13 protein-coding genes are annotated in these 15,869 nt (G+C 70.1%); 4 read left to right on the top strand and 9 right to left on the bottom strand.

Annotated features, from left to right (window positions below; genetic code table 11):
- Positions 1-24 precede the first annotated feature (24 nt).
- Positions 25-405, bottom strand: coding sequence for an RNA-binding protein (locus tag CJZ78_RS02855; protein WP_094559377.1), 381 nt, complete (start codon positions 403-405; stop codon positions 25-27).
- Between the two features lie 255 nt (positions 406-660).
- Here CJZ78_RS02855 and CJZ78_RS02850 point away from each other — a divergent pair, with 255 nt between their 5' ends.
- Positions 661-861, top strand: coding sequence for a hypothetical protein (locus CJZ78_RS02850; protein WP_094559376.1), 201 nt, complete (start codon positions 661-663; stop codon positions 859-861).
- A gap of 296 nt (positions 862-1,157) precedes the next feature.
- Here the strand turns inward: CJZ78_RS02850 and CJZ78_RS02845 are convergent, their stop codons facing one another.
- From CJZ78_RS02845 to CJZ78_RS02820, 6 genes are all read right to left on the bottom strand, one after another.
- A complete protein-coding gene (locus CJZ78_RS02845) occupies positions 1,158-3,047 on the bottom strand; it encodes a DEAD/DEAH box helicase (RefSeq protein WP_233128431.1) in 1,890 nt (629 codons plus the stop codon).
- A gap of 240 nt (positions 3,048-3,287) precedes the next feature.
- Complete coding sequence (locus tag CJZ78_RS02840) at positions 3,288-3,653, bottom strand: phosphomannose isomerase type II C-terminal cupin domain (RefSeq protein WP_094559375.1); 366 nt, start codon at positions 3,651-3,653, stop codon at positions 3,288-3,290.
- Complete coding sequence (locus tag CJZ78_RS02835) at positions 3,650-5,251, bottom strand: ATP-dependent RecD-like DNA helicase (protein WP_233128430.1); 1,602 nt, start codon at positions 5,249-5,251, stop codon at positions 3,650-3,652. Before CJZ78_RS02835 ends, CJZ78_RS02840 begins: the two co-directional genes overlap by 4 nt.
- Positions 5,248-8,997 (bottom strand): UvrD-helicase domain-containing protein, encoded by a 3,750-nt coding sequence (locus CJZ78_RS02830; RefSeq protein WP_094559374.1) that lies wholly within the window; start codon positions 8,995-8,997, stop codon positions 5,248-5,250. The genes CJZ78_RS02835 and CJZ78_RS02830 overlap by 4 nt, the downstream gene beginning before the upstream one ends.
- Positions 8,994-12,242, bottom strand: coding sequence for an exodeoxyribonuclease V subunit gamma (locus tag CJZ78_RS02825; RefSeq protein WP_094559373.1), 3,249 nt, complete (start codon positions 12,240-12,242; stop codon positions 8,994-8,996). Before CJZ78_RS02825 ends, CJZ78_RS02830 begins: the two co-directional genes overlap by 4 nt.
- A 23-nt stretch (positions 12,243-12,265) precedes the next feature.
- Complete coding sequence (locus tag CJZ78_RS02820; protein WP_094559372.1) at positions 12,266-12,925, bottom strand: metallophosphoesterase; 660 nt, start codon at positions 12,923-12,925, stop codon at positions 12,266-12,268.
- A 125-nt stretch (positions 12,926-13,050) separates the two neighbouring features.
- On the opposite strand from CJZ78_RS02820, the gene CJZ78_RS02815 reads away from it, so the two are divergent.
- Positions 13,051-13,374 carry a hypothetical protein gene (locus CJZ78_RS02815; RefSeq protein WP_094559371.1) on the top strand — a complete coding sequence of 108 codons (324 nt, stop codon included), beginning with the start codon at positions 13,051-13,053 and terminating at the stop codon, positions 13,372-13,374.
- On the opposite strand, the gene CJZ78_RS02810 is transcribed toward CJZ78_RS02815, so the two are convergent.
- Both CJZ78_RS02810 and CJZ78_RS02805 read right to left on the bottom strand, forming a co-directional pair.
- Entirely contained in the window at positions 13,371-13,691 is a 321-nt protein-coding gene (locus CJZ78_RS02810) for an MgPME-cyclase complex family protein (protein ID WP_094559370.1), read from the bottom strand. The genes CJZ78_RS02815 and CJZ78_RS02810 overlap by 4 nt on opposite strands.
- Positions 13,688-14,437: a pyridoxine 5'-phosphate synthase gene (locus CJZ78_RS02805; RefSeq protein ID WP_094559369.1), complete on the bottom strand. Its 750-nt coding sequence runs from the start codon at positions 14,435-14,437 to the stop codon at positions 13,688-13,690. The genes CJZ78_RS02810 and CJZ78_RS02805 overlap by 4 nt, the downstream gene beginning before the upstream one ends.
- Positions 14,438-14,589: 152 nt before the next feature.
- Here CJZ78_RS02805 and CJZ78_RS02800 point away from each other — a divergent pair, with 152 nt between their 5' ends.
- Both CJZ78_RS02800 and CJZ78_RS02795 read left to right on the top strand, forming a co-directional pair.
- Positions 14,590-15,300, top strand: a complete 711-nt coding sequence (locus tag CJZ78_RS02800) for a 1-acyl-sn-glycerol-3-phosphate acyltransferase (RefSeq protein ID WP_233128429.1) — start codon at positions 14,590-14,592, stop codon at positions 15,298-15,300.
- A gap of 71 nt (positions 15,301-15,371) precedes the next feature.
- Positions 15,372-15,869 carry a tetratricopeptide repeat protein gene (locus CJZ78_RS02795; RefSeq protein WP_233128428.1) on the top strand — a complete coding sequence of 166 codons (498 nt, stop codon included), beginning with the start codon at positions 15,372-15,374 and terminating at the stop codon, positions 15,867-15,869.

The following is a 15,869-nucleotide window of genomic DNA, read 5'->3' as shown; positions in this document are numbered from 1 at the left end:
CAGGGTCAGGGCTGGTCGGATGACTTACCAGCGGTTGCCGCCGCCGCCGTAGCCGCCGCCACCACCCCCCCCGCCATAGCCACCGCCGCCGCCACGGTTTCCACCACCACCGCCGCCGCCGCCGTAGCCGCCGCGGCCGCCGCCACCACCACCTCCGCCGCCTTCACGGGGGGTGGCTTTGTTGACGCGAATCATGCGGCCCATCCATTCGACGTCCTGGAGGTCGTCGATGGCTTTCTGTTCAGCTGCATCGTCAGCCAGTTCGACAAAGGCGAAGCCGCGCTTGCGACCGGTTTCCCGGTCAAGGGGCAGGCTGCACTGGCGCACCTCTCCGTATTGGCCGAAGAGATCAAGCAGGTCCTCGCGTTCAGCTTGGAACGAGAGGTTGCCAACGTAAATGGTCATTAATGGAGCAAATCCTGGAACTGATTCGGTTGGTGCTGCGCTTCCTCGGGAATGCCAGTGGGAACTGAGCGCGCCGATGGGAGCCTGAACGCCTTGGAATCACCCTCAAGCCTACCGGTTTGCTGGGCCTGACCAAGGCGTGAGAGCGGGAATCATGGAGAACCGTGAAGCCCTTCTGAAGAGACTCTGGAGTTCCCTGGGCGATCCCCAGTAACGTTCCATTGTCAGCAAATCCTGATCAACTGCGACCCCGTGATGACGGCCCCTGTCCCTTGGAGCCTCGCCTGGCGCGAGGATGGAGAGCTGGCTCCCCAGGATCGTTTCGACCTGCTGCAGACCCTGGTGACCAGCGAAAGCTTGGACGTTCAGGTCTCGCTGATCGCCGCTGTCGAAAGGCTCTCGGTGCCTGGGTTAACCAGTGTGAGTGTGGGAGACGTGACCAGTCTCTGCGCCTGAGGGCGCCCACACACCACGTGGGCATCCTCCACGTCGCTGCCTTGGGCGACTCGCTCCCCAACGCAACCACAGGTGCGATCCAGCTGCGCCAGCGAGACACTTTTGCCCTGCTTTTGCAGATCAGCCTGATAGGCCGATAGGCAGAAGGCTTTCACCACCTCCGAGACGCTGATGCCCCGGCTGGATGGACCCAGCCCGGCCAGCCCCAGCCACAGCAGGCCAATGGGGACGATTCGCACAGGACTGGGCGACATGGAGCAGGGTCGGGCGGTGGGCATGTCTGGCGCCCGAGACGGTTAACCCTGCAGCCGGGAGAGCTGGAGTGGTTTGTTCATCACCCGCAGCTGCCTCAGGCCCTGGAAGACCTCATCGGGCATGCCCTTGGGCAGGTCCACGGTGCTGTGGGTGTCGAAGATCTGGATGCGGCCGATCGAGCGACCGTTCAGACCCGCCTCATTGGCTATGGCACCCACGATGTTGCCGGGCTTGATCCGGTCGCGCCAGCCCACTTCGACGCGGAAGCGCTCCATGTGATCTTCCGGCGGTCCCATGGGCCGCTCACCCCGGGGACCCCGATCCCCATCGCGTCCCAGCTCGCGCCCCCGACCCCGATCGCGCCCGAAGTCCCGTCCTCCATCCCGTCCGCCATCCCGACCGGGACCACTCGGACGCACCTGGTGGAAATTCTCTTCGCCCTGGAGCAGCAGCGGTTTGCCCGCCAGGCTCAGCTCGAGAGCGGCCAGTGCCAGCTGCTCGGGGCTCGAGCCCAGCTCCTGGGCCACCCGTTGCAGGATTTCGCTGAGCAGGGCCCGTTCCTGATCGCTGCTGGAGGGTGTTTGCAGGCAGCAGGTCAGTTTGGTGCGCATCCGGTCCAGCCGGTTCTGGTTGATGGTGGCGTTGCTGGGCACCTCCATCTCTTCGATCGGTTTGCCCACGGCCCGCTCGAGGCTGCCCAGGAAGCGCCGCTCGCGGGGGGTGAGAAACAGAATGGCGTCGCCGCTGCGGCCCGCCCGCCCCGTGCGCCCGATCCGGTGCACGTAGGCCTCGGAGTCGAAGGGAATGTCGTAGTTGATCACCAGGCCGATGCGCTCCACATCGAGGCCGCGGGCGGCCACGTCGGTGGCCACCAACACATCCACCTGGCCGCTCTTGAGGCGTTCGATGGTGCGCTCCCGCTGGGCCTGGGGCACGTCGCCGTTGAGCACCGCCACGTCGTAGCCGTGTTGCTCCAGCGATTCGGCCACGGTGATCGTGATCGCCTTGGTGCGGGCAAAGATGATCACCCCTTCGCTGGTTTCGGCCTCGAGCACCCGCTCCAGCGCAGCCAGTTTGTGGGGCGCATGCACCATCAGGAAGCGCTGACGGATGAGGCTGGCATCGGCGGCCTTCTGTTTGATCGTGATCTCGGCGGGCGCGTTGAGATATTTCTGCGAGATCCGCCGGATTTCGGCCGGCATGGTGGCGGAAAACAGCACCACCTGACGCTTTTCAGGTAGTTGCTCGAGCACCCATTCGACGTCGTCGATGAAGCCCATGCGCAGCATTTCATCGGCCTCGTCGAGCACCAGAGCTCGCAGATTGGAGAGGTCGAGGGTCCCCTGGCGCATGTGGTCCATCACCCGACCGGGGGTGCCCACCACGATCTGTACGCCACGCTTGAGCTGGTGAATTTGTTCGCGGAAGTCGGCGCCGCCGTAGATCGCCAGGGTGCGCACCCCGCTCAGGTGGGTGGCATAGCTGTTGAAGGCGTCGGCCACCTGCAGGGCCAGCTCCCGGGTGGGGGCGAGCACCAGCACTTGGGGCTTGCGTTCGGCGGGATCGAGGGCGGCCAGCATCGGCAGGGCGAATGCTGCGGTTTTGCCGGTGCCCGTTTGGGCTTGGCCCACCAGGTCGCGACCGAGCAGCAGCTCGGGGATGGCGGCCTTCTGGATCGGTGAGGGCTCCTGATAGCCGATGGCCTCAAGGGCCTTCAGCAGCTCGGGCCCGAAGCCAAAGCGGGCAAAGCCCTGGCTGGCCTTCGACTCCTCTTGGGCCGAAGCAGTAGCGGTGGGCGTCTCGATCGGGGTGTCGGAGACGTCGTTGGATGGATCGACGCAGGTCTGCGCGGACGCTTCCGTCGACGCCTCTACAGACGCATTGATTTCGACGGAGCAGGTGAAACTGCCGCCGTTGGAAAGTTCGGTCACTGGATTCAATTCGGCCTGGTGAAGCAGAACTTGGTGAAGTCCTGGCTGGTGAGGTCCTTCAACGCAGGCCGGCAGAAACCCAATGGAGGCAAGAAAGACTGAAACGATGGGCAGTGGCGGAGCAACAAAACGCTGCACTGCCGAACCCGGTAATCAGTTGCTCTGGCCCGCACCTAACAAAACTGCCCTGCCCTTGAAAAAGGCTGAACCAAAACTTTATCACTCGCAATGGCTCGCCATTCACAGCCGCCCAAAATCGTCGGCCAGTCGTTCGATGTCGGTTTCGCTAAGCCAGGCGCCGCGTTGCACCTCGACGATCTCCAGATCTTCGCTGCCGCCCTGGGCCCGGTGAAGCGCCCCCTGGGGGATGAACACGCTGATTCCTGGCACCGCCGCGATCACAGCGTCGACCACCTGCAGCTCGCCCGTGCCCGCCACCACCACCCAGTGCTCGCAACGGTGCTGGTGGCGCTGCAGGCTCAGCCTCTGGCCGCTGTGGATCAGCAGCCGTTTCACCCGATACTGCTCACCGCTGGCCAAGGTTTCGAACCAGCCCCAGGGGCGCTCCACCCGGCCTTCCGGGTTGTGGGGGTTGGGGTGGATCACGCCATCAGGCTGGCGCTGTCGGACGGGGCCCGCAAGGGGGTGATCAGCTGGGCCTGCCGCCGGGCCCGGGTGATGGCGGTGTAGAGCAGGCGCCGTTGGGAACGGCCGGTGTCGGGCATCAGCACCCACACCTCATCGGCCTCGCTGCCCTGGGCTTTGTGCACGGTGAGGGCCAGGGCCGGTTCTGCATCGGGCAACTGGGCGGGGTGAATCCAGAGCGGCTGGGGGCTGCCGGGCGTGTTGAACAGCAGCCGGCGCTCCCCACGGGTGACCCCTGGGCCCTCCACCACCAGGCCCACGTCGCCGTTGGCGAGGCCCAGTTCCGTCAGGTTGTGGCGACACAGCACCGGTGTGCCCAGCGGCCAGTGCTGGGGCAAGCGCCCGGTGGCCTCCCCCAGCAGGGCCTGGTGGATCGCCTCCACCCCCCAGCGGCCGCGGCGCAGCGGGGTGAGCACCAGGCAGGCGTCGAGGGCGGCCAACAGGCTGGCCGCCGTGGCGGGATCGTTGGGGTCGTTCTGGCGACAGAGCTGCTCGAGCTGTTGCTGGTGCCGCCGCAGCCGCTCCAGCAGCGTGGCTGGCAGCATCCGCGGCCCCGCCTGGATCCAGGCCAGGTTGGCGTCTGGATCCAGGGGCTCGAGCAGGCCTGTCAGCAGGGGTTCGAGGGGCTGGTCGCCGTCGCGCAGGGCGGCGGCCACGGCGGCGATGGTGCCGTTGTTGCGGTAGGTGGTGCGCAGGGTGATGGCCGCAGGCCCCAGGGCCCGGCGGCGCTCGGGGGCCTGCAGGTCGAGCAGCACGCTGCCGGGGCCCACCGGCGGCAGCTGGGCGGCGTCGCCCACCAGCACCAGCCGGCAGCTGGCCGGCAGGGCGTCGAGCAGGGCCTCCATCAAGGGCAGGTCGACCATCGACACCTCATCCACCACCAGCAGGTCGAGGGCCAGGGGGTGGTGGCGATTGCGGCCAAACCGCTCGCCGCGGCTCTCCAGCAGCCGGTGCAGGGTGCTGCAAGGCAGCTGCAGCTCGGCATTGGCCAGGGCGGCCCGCAGCCGGGCGGCGGCCTTGCCGGTGGGAGCGGCCAGGTGGATGCGGCTGCCGGGTTGCTGGGCCTGCACCGCCGCCAGCATGCGGGCCACGGTGCTGGTTTTGCCGGTGCCGGGGCCGCCCTCGAGCAGCACCAGCCCATGCCGCAGCACCGCCGCTACGGCCCGTTGTTGGTCGGCATCGAGCCCGCTGCTGTCCTCAATCTCGACGGCGGGCGCTGGTGTGGCTGAATCGAGCGGCTGTTGGGCCCGGTTGATCAGGGCCTGAAGCACGCCCTCGCGCTGGCGCTGCCAGCGCCGCCACAGCAGCCGATCGCCCTCCAGGGCCAGGGGGCCATTGGGCTCGGCGCTGAGCGGTGAGGCCTCCAGGGCCTGGCGATGCTCCGGGCTGGGCACGGCGATCTCCAGCTGGCCCTCCGCCAGGGCTGCAGCCAGGGCCTCGATCAGCTCGCCCACGAGGGGATCGGGGCTGGTGGCGTGCAGCCGCGGCAAGGCTTCGCTCAGGGCTGCGGCCAGGGCCTGCAGCCACGCGGGTTGATCGGCAACGGGGCTGGTGCTCATGGCGTGCCCCCGAGGGCCCGGTCGAGCTGCAGCAACCGCGCCAGCGGCGGTTGCTCCACAAACATGCCGGGCACGTCGCCGCCCGTTGCGGTTGGCGGCCGTGGGCCGGGCACCCCCCGCAGGAACACATAGACGTAGCCGCCCAGGTGCTGGTCGGGGCGGTAGCCGGGCAGGCGCCAGCGCAGGTAGCGGTGCAGGGCCACCAGATACAGGTGGGCCTGCAGCGGGTAGTGGTTGGCGGCCATCAGCGCGGCCATTGCTGGCGAGGTGTAGTGCCGCGGACCGCAGTGCAGCGGTTGGCCCTGGGCGTCGCGCTCGCCCAGCCAGTTGCTCTTCCAGTCGGCCACCCACCAGCGCTCACCGTGGCGGAACACCAGGTCGATCGAGCCGGTGAGGAAGCCCTGGCTGGCCACGTCCAGCTGGGCCAGCTGCTCGGCGTAGGCCGTCCCAAACCAACCTTCGGGGTGGTCGGCAAATGGACGCGCCAGGGCCCGGGCCCGCACCAGGCTCAGCGGCAGATCGAAATTCATCTCGTTGAGGCGATCGCCGTGCTCCAGCTCGGCCAGCTGAAAGCTCCCCAGGGCGCCCCCCAGGGGGGTCTGCCGCAGTTGCTCCAACCCCAGCACCGCCGCCGCGCCGTGCTGCTCGGCGATGCCGGCCCGCTGCAGTTCCCGGGCACAGAGCTCCGCCTGGGCCGCCACGGGTTGGCGGTAGTCGAGCTGCTCGAGGATGCGGTGCAGGCAATCGCCCGCTTGGGCCCCCCGGGGAAACGCCGCCAATGGCCCGTCGTCTGGCCAGGGCTGCGGCGCCTCGCCGCCGGGCTCGGCTGAGGCGTCGAGTTCGGCCACCAGGGCATCGGTTTCGCGGCCCTCCTCCAGCGCCGCGGGAGCAGCGCTGTGGCTGCCCTGGGTCCAGCTGGTGTAGCTGCTGCGGCCCCAGGTGGTGTCGAAGGGGGCGCGGGGCACGGGCCCCCGCGCCAAGGGCGCGTTGCTGCTGTCGTGGCAGGCCAGCAGCCGGATGCGTTCGCCGGGGGTGGGGGGATCCAGCAGGGTGAGGGGCAGGCGTCGGCGGCCTAGAGCCTGCTGCAACCGCTCGCGCCAGTCGGCATCGCTGCGGCCTGCGTAGGGGTCGTGATCGGCGGCGGGGGGCTCGTCTTGGTCAAACAGCCAGGGGTGGAGGGGGTTGCCCTGCTGCCCTTGGGCCGGCCCCCAGGCCAGCACCAGCAGCAGCCGCGCTCGGGTGGCGGCCACGTAGGCGAGGCGTTCCCGCTCCTGCAGCTCAGCCTGCAACTGATGCTGCCGGGCGGCAAACCCAGCCCGCCAGTGGCCGTTCAGATGCAGATCGAGCACGGGATCGCTGCCGCCGGGCTGCCAGCGCACGCCGATCCGCTGGGGCCCGCGGCCGTCTCCCGGGGCTTGCCAGAGGTAGGGGCAGATCACCACCGGGTATTCCAGGCCCTTGCTGCGGTGCACCGTCACCACCGACACCGCCGCATCGACCACGTCGCTGTGGGGCTGGTGGGCTTCGGGTACGTCCCGGTCGGGCTCGAGCCGCCGGCGCCGTAGCCAGTCGGCCGCTGCCGCCGGCCCCAGCTTGTCGGCGTGGAGGCGCTCCGCCACCAACGCGGCGCACTGCTGCAGATCGGCCAGCAACCGCCCCCCCAGGGAGAGCCGGGCCAAGCCCCGCTGCTCCAGCAGGCTGGCCAGCACCCCGAGCAGTCCGCGGCGCGGCAGCTGCTGGGCCAGCTGGGCCAGGCGCGCCGCCAGGGTGCTCCAGTCCTCCGGGCTGGCGCCGGCGATCTGCGCGGCGCTCCAACCCAGCAGGGGGGAGGCGGCCAGCAGCCGTAGCCGGTTGGCCCGGCCCGGCTCGGCCAGGGCATCCAGCAGCTGCTGCAGCGCCGTGGCCCCGGCGCTGTCCAGCACATCCCCCTGGCTCACCAGGCGGCTGGCGATGCCGCAGGCCTCCAGCTCGCCGCGCAGGGTTTCGGCCTGGCGGTGGGTGCTGACCAGCAGGCAGATGTCGTTCGGGTTCAGGGGGCGGCTGCCGTTGGGACGCTGCTCGACCAGCCCCCGGTTGAGCAGCGCGGCTGTGAAGCTGGCGATCTGGCCGGGGAGTTGCCGCTCTAGGGCGCTGCGGCTCGGCGGTTTCTGGCCGGCCTGACGCTTCCCGCCCAGCCAGAGCAACTGCAGGGGGTGCTGGCTCGCGGGCAGCACCAGGCCGGCGTCCCCCATCCGGGGATGCACCTGCGGCACCGCCAGGCCGCTGCGGCGCAGGCCCGGGTGCATCAGGGCATTCAGCCCGCTGATCAGGGCTTCGCTGGAGCGGTAGTTGTCGGTGAGGCTGCTGATTCCGCCGGCCTGGCTTGCCGTGGCCCGGGCGCGCAGGTAGGTGGCCAGCTCGCCGCCTCGGAAGCGGTAGATCGCCTGCTTGGGATCGCCCACCATCACCAGCCGGTGCCGTTCGGGCTGAAACGCCCGCGACAGGATCCGCCACTGGATCGGGTCGGTGTCCTGAAATTCATCGATCAGGGCCACCGCATAGCGGTCTCCCACCGCCTGAAGCAGCGGTGTGCTGGCCAGGTCCCCCGGGTCGAGACCCTCCAGCAGCTGGGCGAAGCCGAGGCGTCCGCTCTGGCGGCGGCGACGGTTGAGTTCGCCCCGGCCCCAGTGGCAGGCGTGCAGCAGCAGGGCCTCCGCCGGCCCATCCAGCAGCTGGGCGATCGCCTCCAGCAGGGGGCGCTCCGGCAGGGATGGCTCCGGGCCCTCGCTGCTGCTGTCCAGGCCCCGGGCCAGCTTGAGGAAGCTGCCTGGATGGAAGTAGTCGCGCAGCAACCCCCCGGCTCCGCCGCTGCGGCCCGCCGTGGCGCCGTAGTCGCCGCTGGGGGGCTGGGCGGCAATCCAGGCCTCCACCAGGGCGCAGCGGTCCTTGGTGGGTTTGGGGCTGTAGGGGGTGGTGGTTTTGACGCCCTGCCCGCGCCACTGGGCGGCCGCCGCGCAGAACGCCGCCTCCAGGGTCCGACCGCGTTCGGACCAGAGCTGTTGAAACCCACCCCAGGCCTCCGCCCAGAGGGCCGTGAGCTGGGGGGCCAGGGGGGCATCGGCCTGCAGCGGGGGCGGCAGGGGGTCGAGTTGCAGGGCCGGATCGCCATCGAGCTGGCGCAGCAGCTGCTCCAGCAGCTCGGGGCCCTGGACCCGCTGCTGCAGCCCCGCCAGCAGGTGGCTGTCCAGGGGCAGCACCTGCCGCTGCCAGTAGTCGTGGGCCACCTGCCGCACCAGGGTGTTCTGGTCGTCTTCGAGTTGCAGCTCGGGGGGAAGCCCGGCCTCCAGGGCCTGGCGCTGCAGGGTGCGGCGGCAGAAGCCGTGGATGGTGGTGATATCGGCGGCATCGAGCTCCTCGAGGGCCAGCAGCAGCCGGGCCCGCAGGCTGTCGGCCCGGGGCCGCTGCCGCTCCAGCCAGGTGGCCAGGGTGGGATCGGGTGCTTCCCAGGCCGGATCCTCCAGGCCAGAGAGGGCCAGCTGCAGCCGCTGGCCGATGCGATCGCGCAACTCGGCGGCGGCGGCTTCGGTGAAGGTCACCACCAGGAGCTGGCGCAGGCCCAGCTCCGCCTCGCCCACGTAGCGCAGCACCAGCTGGGCCAGGGCAAAGGTTTTGCCGGTGCCGGCGCTGGCTTCCAGCAGCCGGATGCCGGGCTCCAGGGGAAAGCCATTGGCCTCAAAAGGCTGCTCGCGCTTGGGGGTGTGCGTCATGCCAGCCGCTCCCGCAGCGGGCCCAGCAACACCGCCGCCTGCTCGGCCACCAGGCCGCTGGCCAGTAGGGCGCTGCCGCTGAGGTCGGCGCCGAAGCAGAGCGTCTGCTCGGGCTCCTGGCGTTCGCCGGGCACCAGCGCATTGCCCTCCCAGGTGTCGATTGCCCGCCCTTCCCCCTTCTCCAGCAGCATCCAGCCCGTTTCCGGGGGCACCGGCCAGCAGCGCTGGCGCCAGTGCTCGCGCAGGTCCGCCAGGCGCTCCAGCTCCGCTCGGGCGGTGTCGCGATCCGGGGCCTTCAGGCGCAGGGCCACGCTGAACTCCTGGTCACTGCGGGCCACCAGAACCCCGTCAGCCGGGGCCTGGTCGGCGGCTGAGGCCAGCAGCAGGGCCAGCCACAGCTCCAGCCGCTGGCGGTAGCGGGCCCGGGCCGTGTGCAGCAGCAGCAGCGAGGAGCCCCGCCACAGCAACTCCTGCTGCCAGGTCTGCCAGGTGGCCAGCAGGCGGCGCTCAGGCCCCAGGGTCGCGAGGCTCTCCTGCAGGCTGCGCCAGCGCTGGCTGAGGCCGCGGGCTTCCAGCTCCCCGGCCGCCAGGGGCGGCAGCAGGCCCTGACCCCGGTGGCGCTCCAACCAGCTGCCCGGCTCCTCCAGGGGTGCGCCTGCCGGTTGGTCGAGGGCCTGGCGCAGCAGCGCCGCCCGATGGCGTTCGTCGAGGCTGAGGGGCTCGAGATCGTCGAGGCTGTCGGCCCATTCCCGCGGCCGCAGCCCCAGGCTCGCCAGCCAGCTGGCCTGGGGGGCTTGCAGCCAGTCGCGCAGGTCGCTGTAGGCGTCAGCCTCCTCGTCGGGTGTGTCGCCAGGGGCAACGCTCGCGGCGAGGGGGCAGGGTGCCTGCAGCGTGCCGCCCCCCGGTTGATCGAGCTGTTGATCGAGCAGTTGCCGGGCCTCCAGCAGGCGCCGGTCGCAGCTGCCGGGCGGCCGCTCGCCGATGGGCTGGAAATTGGCCCGGTCGAGCGGGTTGGCGGGGTGCTCCACCACCAGCCCCTGGCCCTGGCAGGGCAGTTGCCCCTGCAGCCATTCGAGCCACTGACGCACCGGTGTGGCCGGCGGCAGCTCCTCCCCCTTGCGCGGGTCGCGGCTGCTCCAGGTCACCAGCAGGTGGTCGCGGGCCGAGAGCAGGGCCTCCAGCAGCACGTAGCGGTCCTGGTCGGCCGGGTTGGGGTCGCCCAGCTGCCGCTGCTGCTCCAGCAGGTGGAAGCCGGGCCGCTGGCGTTGGCGCGGGTAGGCGCCCGCATCCAGCCCCATCAACACCACCACCCGGTGGGGAATGGCCCGCATCGGCTCCAGGGCGCTGATGGTGAGGGCGCCGCTGCGGTGACCGAAGCGGCCCGAATCGGCCTCCAGCCGTTCATCGAGCACGGCCGCCACCACCGGTGCGGCGAGCTCCAGCGCGCAGCCGGCGGCGGCCTGCTGCCAGGCGTCGATGGCGGCCAGCACCAGGGGCAGCTCCCAGGCCTGATCGCCGCCCTCACCAAACAGGTCGGTGAGCAGGGCCCGCAGGCAGCTGGCCCAGGCCTCGCAGCGCCGCGGCCGCCGCAGCTCCATGAGCCAGTGGCGCAGCCGGGTGAGCAGGTGCAGCCAGCGGCCCAACAGCTCCAGCCCTTCGCCGCAGGCCAGGGGGGCGGTGTCGGCTGGGGCCAGGCCGGACTCCTCGGGCAGCACCAGCCCCAGCAGCAACCGGTCGATGGCCCAGGCCAGGCTGCCGCTGGCCAGCCCGCCGCGCTCTTCGGCATCGAGGCCCCAGCGGAAGCCGCAGCGCTGCAGCAGCGGATGCAGGGCCGCCATCTCGGCGCCGCTGAGCTGGAAGTGCTCCTGCAACGCCGGACTCTCCAGCAGGGTTTCCAGCGCCGAGGCGGTGAACCGCTCCCCCGCCAGCGCCAGCAGCTCCAGCAGGCTGCGGCTGAGGCTCGCCTCGCTCTGCTGGCTGCGGTCGGTGAGTCGCCACGGCAGCTCCACCCCGGTGGCCTCGCTGTCGCCAAATACAGCCGCCACCAGCGGCGCCAGGCCATCCACCTGGGGGGTCATCACCAGCACATCCCTGGGTTGGAGCGTGGCGTCGGCCGCCATCAGCTGCAGGATCCGGTCGCGCACGATCTGCACCTGGCGCAGGGGGCCGGGGCAGCGATGGAACTCCAGGGAGCGATCTCCTGTGGCCCGCTGCAGCCGGGGTTGTTCAGCCGGATCCGCCAATTGTTGCTGCAGCTGATGCAGCAGGGGCGCCGGCTCCGGGCCGCCATGGGCCGCGGCGGGCGCGAAAAATAGGTCCTTTTCCGCCCACTGCCCCTGGTGGCTCTCGCCGCTGCCCTCGAGCAACTGCTGGAATTCGCCGCCCAGTCGGCCAAAGCGGGCTTCCAGTCCCGAGGCCTGCAGCAGCCAGTCGCCATCGAGGGGCTGGCGCAGGGCGATGGCGTCGCTGAGCAGCTGACGGCGGCTGGTGCAGCGCTGCCATAGATCGCGGCACGGGGTGAGCAGATACAGGTCCACCTGGGTGTGCAGGCCCAGGGCCTGGAGCAGCTCCACCTGGATCGGCGCCAGGCTGCTGAGCCCAAACAGGCGCAAGGGGTCGGGCAGGCTTCCCGCTGGTGGTGGTCCCTGCTGCAGTTGGGTGATGGCGTCGCGCACCCGCAGGCCAAAGGGCTTCACCTCCAGTCGCTCGCGCAACAACGTCACCAGTCGCCGTTGCCAGGCCTGCTCGGGGGGCAGGGGAGGGCGCTCCTCCCCGTGCCACCAGGCCGCCAGCAGGTCGGGCCGATAGAGGGCCGCGTCGTCGAGGGCATCGGCGATGCTGCGGCCCAGCTGCCACTGGGCCAGGTTCAGGTGCTGGCTGCTGCCCTGGCGGCGGCTCCACCAGTGGCGCAGGGCCTCGGCCTCGGGCTGCTCGAGCAACTCGGGCAGCAGCTCCAACACGGGCCACACCAGTTGGTTGGCGCGCCAGGGATCCTCGTCGCCGGGGGCATCGCCCAGCACGGCATTGACGATCTGGCGCAGCTGGCTGCCCGGAAACGGGTAGCGGATGTTGGCGGCGATCCCCCCCAGGTGCACGGCCAGTTGTTCGCCCAGCCAGCGGCTGGTGGGCCAGGTGTTGACCACCACCTGCACCGACGCGAAGGGGTCTGGCGGGTTCAGCCGCAGCTGGGCAGCCAGCAGTTCGGCCAGGTGTTCAGCCCGGTTGCCCCGGAAAACGGTGAGCAAGGATTGGGCTCAGCGGGGGGGCATCAGGGCAGACAGCCCGCCAGCTGCTTGCTGAAGGGCGTGAGCCTGCGGTCGCGCAGGCCTGGCACGGCATGGATGGCGCCGGTTTCGGGGCAGTAGGCGGAGAGTTCGCCGCCGTAGCAGGCGCCGGTGTCGACCATCACGATCTGCCCGAGGCGCCGCACCTGGGGGCCGGGGGTGTGGCCGATCACCACCTCGCCGAAGCGGCCGTCATAAGACTGCCAGAAGGGCATGCGGATGCTTAGATCCGGCTCCCAGGTGGCGGGATCGAAGCCGGCGTGGGTGGCCACCCAGCCAGGGCCGCCGTAGCTGCAGGGGAGCTGCTCCAGGCGTTCCTGCCAGAGACGGGTGTGGCGATCGCCGAGCTGGCGATAGGTGTCGCAGCCGGCCAGGGCCCGGTGGGCCATCCAGTTGCCCTGACGTAGGGCTTCCACCAGATCGGCCTCATGGTTGCCCTTGAGCCACACGGCCCGGCCGGAGTCCACCAGACCCCAGGCCAGCTCCATGGTGCTGCGGATCTGGGGGCCGCGGTTGATCACATCGCCGCACAGCACCAGCCGGTCGCGGGCCGGCAGCTTGGCCACCAACCGTTCCAGGGAGTCAGCACAGCCATGGACGTCCCCGATCACCCAGTGGTGGCAGGTCCGTGAGGGGGACGTCATCAGTCCATCGCGTTATGCCCAGTCTTGCCTCCCCACCCGCTTCTTGTCAGCCCCCCTGAACCGGCCACCCACCGGCCACCTACCGATCAACGCTGGTACGGTCGCTCCAGCGAGGTGTCCAGCCGATGAACCCAGCGTCCTTATCGGTGGGGCAGCGGGTGAATGCCCTGGTCAAGGCTCTCAACGGGGCCAAGCGCACCAATGAGGCCCTGGCGCGGTGCGGCAACGGCGAGGAGATGCTCGATGTGTTGCTTGATGCCTCCGCCAAGCTCGGCCTGGGACTCACCCGCCAGCAACTGGCCAACACCCCACCAATCCGCGACTGGGTGTGGTGGAAGAACAAGGAAGCCCTGCTCACCATTGGCGACGACAAACCCCGCTACCAGCAGGACGGCGGTCGAGGAGCCACCGATGACGCGCCGCGTAAACGCTTCCTGGGGCTCTTTTAGGCCGCGCCGGCCAGGGCGTCGGGGATTGAGGCACTAGGGGCTTCAAAGCGACCGGTGGCCACAAATTCAAGCCGCAGCTTGAGGAAGGTGATGAATTTCTCATCAGTGGACACCACCGCTGCTGCCGGCCGTGGGATGGCGCTGGCGATCGGTTCCAGTTCGGGGGCCTCCAGGAAAGCCGGCCGTTTCACCAGCCAGAAATCAATGGCCTTGCCCTGCTCGCCGTAATGGCGCACCCGCTCCCGCAGCACCTCCTCGAGCGGCTCCTCGACGGTGAGGAACGCTTCGCTAGCGGCAATGAAGTGGTGGGTGGTCATGGCTGGCGGCTGCCGAACAGGGGGTCGCGGCGCGGATTCTGAATCAACGCCTTCATCTGCCGCACCGCCGCCTCCAATCCCACCGCCAGGGCCCGGGCCACGATCGTGTGGCCGATGTTCAGCTCCTCCATCCCCTCGATCGCTGCCACTGGCTCCACGTTCTGATACGTGAGGCCGTGGCCGGCGTTAACGCGCAGACCCAGGCTGCGGGCGATGAAGCTGCCCTCGCTCAGCCGGGCCAGCTCGCGCGGCTGGGAGTCCCAACCGGCTTCGGCGTAGGCGCCGGTGTGCAGTTCCACCCAGCGGGCGCCGGTGGCGCGGCAGGCTTCGAGCTGGGAGGTGTCGGCATCCACAAACAGGCTCACGCCGATGCCGGCTCCCTGCAGCCGGCCCACCAGGTCGGTGAGGGCGGCCTGCTGGCCGGCCACATCCAGGCCGCCCTCCGTGGTCACCTCCTGGCGCTTCTCCGGCACCAGGGTCACCATGTCGGGCTGGATCCGCAGGGCGATCGCCTCCATCTCCGGTGTGGCGGCCATCTCCAGGTTGAGGCGGCTGCGCACGGTGGCCCGCAGCAGCTCCACGTCGCGGTCCTGGATGTGGCGGCGGTCTTCGCGCAGGTGCACGGTGATGCCATCGGCGCCGCCCAGCTCGGCCAGCAGGGCAAAGCTCACCGGATCGGGCTCCACCGTGCGGCGGGCCTGGCGCACATTGGCGATGTGGTCGATGTTGACGCCGAGGCTGGCCATAGCTGAGGGATCGGGTAAGCGGGAAGACTGCGTCGAAATCCTATGGAGGGCCCTGGACCGGTGGTTCCTGGACGCCGGCCTAACTGCCCGCAGCCAGGCCGGGGTGGCAACGGCTGCCCCTAGCGTCAAAGTTCCTCTCCTTAACGCGGTTGTTGGCGGCGCAGTCGGCCCCTTCGGTTTCTCTCCACCAGGTGCGGGAACGGGGGCTCTGCAACGGCATCAGCCCCTGGCTGTCGCCGCTGGCCATGGTGGTCAGCCAGGACATCGCCCTGGGCCTGTTTTTTCGCGGCATTCAGGTGCTGGGCCGGGAGCACCTGCCGACCTCCGGGCCCGTGCTGCTGGCTCCCACCCATCGGGCCCGCTGGGACGCCTTCTTGCTGCCCCATGCCGCCGGCCGCCGCGTCACCGGCCGGGATTGCCGCTTCATGGTCACCGTGGATGAGATGCGCGGCCTGCAGGGCTGGTTTCTGCATCGGCTGGGCTGCTTTCCGGTGAACCAGACCCGCCCCTCCATGGCCAGCCTGCGCTACGCCGTCGACCTGCTTGCCGGCGGGCAGCAGCTGGTGGTGTTTCCCGAGGGACGCATCCAACGGGAATCCTCGCCCTTGCGCCTGCACCAGGGCCTGGCCCGCCTGGCCCTACTGGCGGCAGGGCAGGGGGTGGTGGTGCCGGTGGTGCCTGTGGGCATCGCCTACAGCCACAGCCTGCCCCGTTGGCGCGACCGGGCGGTGCTCTGCTTCGGCCCACCGCTCACCTTGAAGGGTCAGGGACGGGAGGCGGCGATCGCCTTCACCGATCACCTCACCGCTGCGCTGCAGCAGGCCGAAACCCAGGCGCGGGGTCGCGTTGGTCTCGCGCCGTAGAGTTTTTAGGTCTGTGTTGACTGGTTGTGCGTAGGCCGTCCCGCCTGATCTGCGGTTCCGTTCTGGCTTTGATGGCCCTGGCCGCCCCCCTGGCGCCGGTGGGGGGGCAGGCCCAGCAGGAGCCCCAGAAGGCCCTGGAGTCATCGGGCAGTCCGTTCAATCTGGATGCGGTGCGCACCCTGCTGGCCCGGGGTGATGCCGCCGCCGCCAGCGGCAACCTGGCCGAGGCCCGCAAGCTCTACGACCAGGCCCGCGACGCCTGCCGCCGTCTGCTGGGTTTCTACCGCGACCTGAGTGGCTCGTTCCGGGGCCTGGACGCGCGCATACCCCGAGAGATGGATCAGAAGGGCCGCGAGGCTCTGGAAACCATGGCCCAGGCCAACCTGCGCCTGGCAGCTGTGTTCCGTCGCCAGAACCAGCCCGAAGTGGCTGTGCCGCTGCTGGTGGAAGTGGTGAAGGTGATGACCCCGGCCAATCCGGAGGGCCGCAAGGCCTACCAGAGCCTGGTGGAAATCGGCTTTGCCACCACCCCTTACACCGCCGGGGCCGCGGCGACAGCTGGCAACTGA

It is taken from the genome of Synechococcus sp. 8F6 (assembly GCF_002252665.1).
In the GTDB taxonomy this organism is placed as follows: Bacteria; Cyanobacteriota; Cyanobacteriia; order PCC-6307; family Cyanobiaceae; genus Cyanobium_A.
Note: the sequence above shows the minus strand (reverse complement) of the source record. Positions and strands in the feature narration are given on the sequence as shown.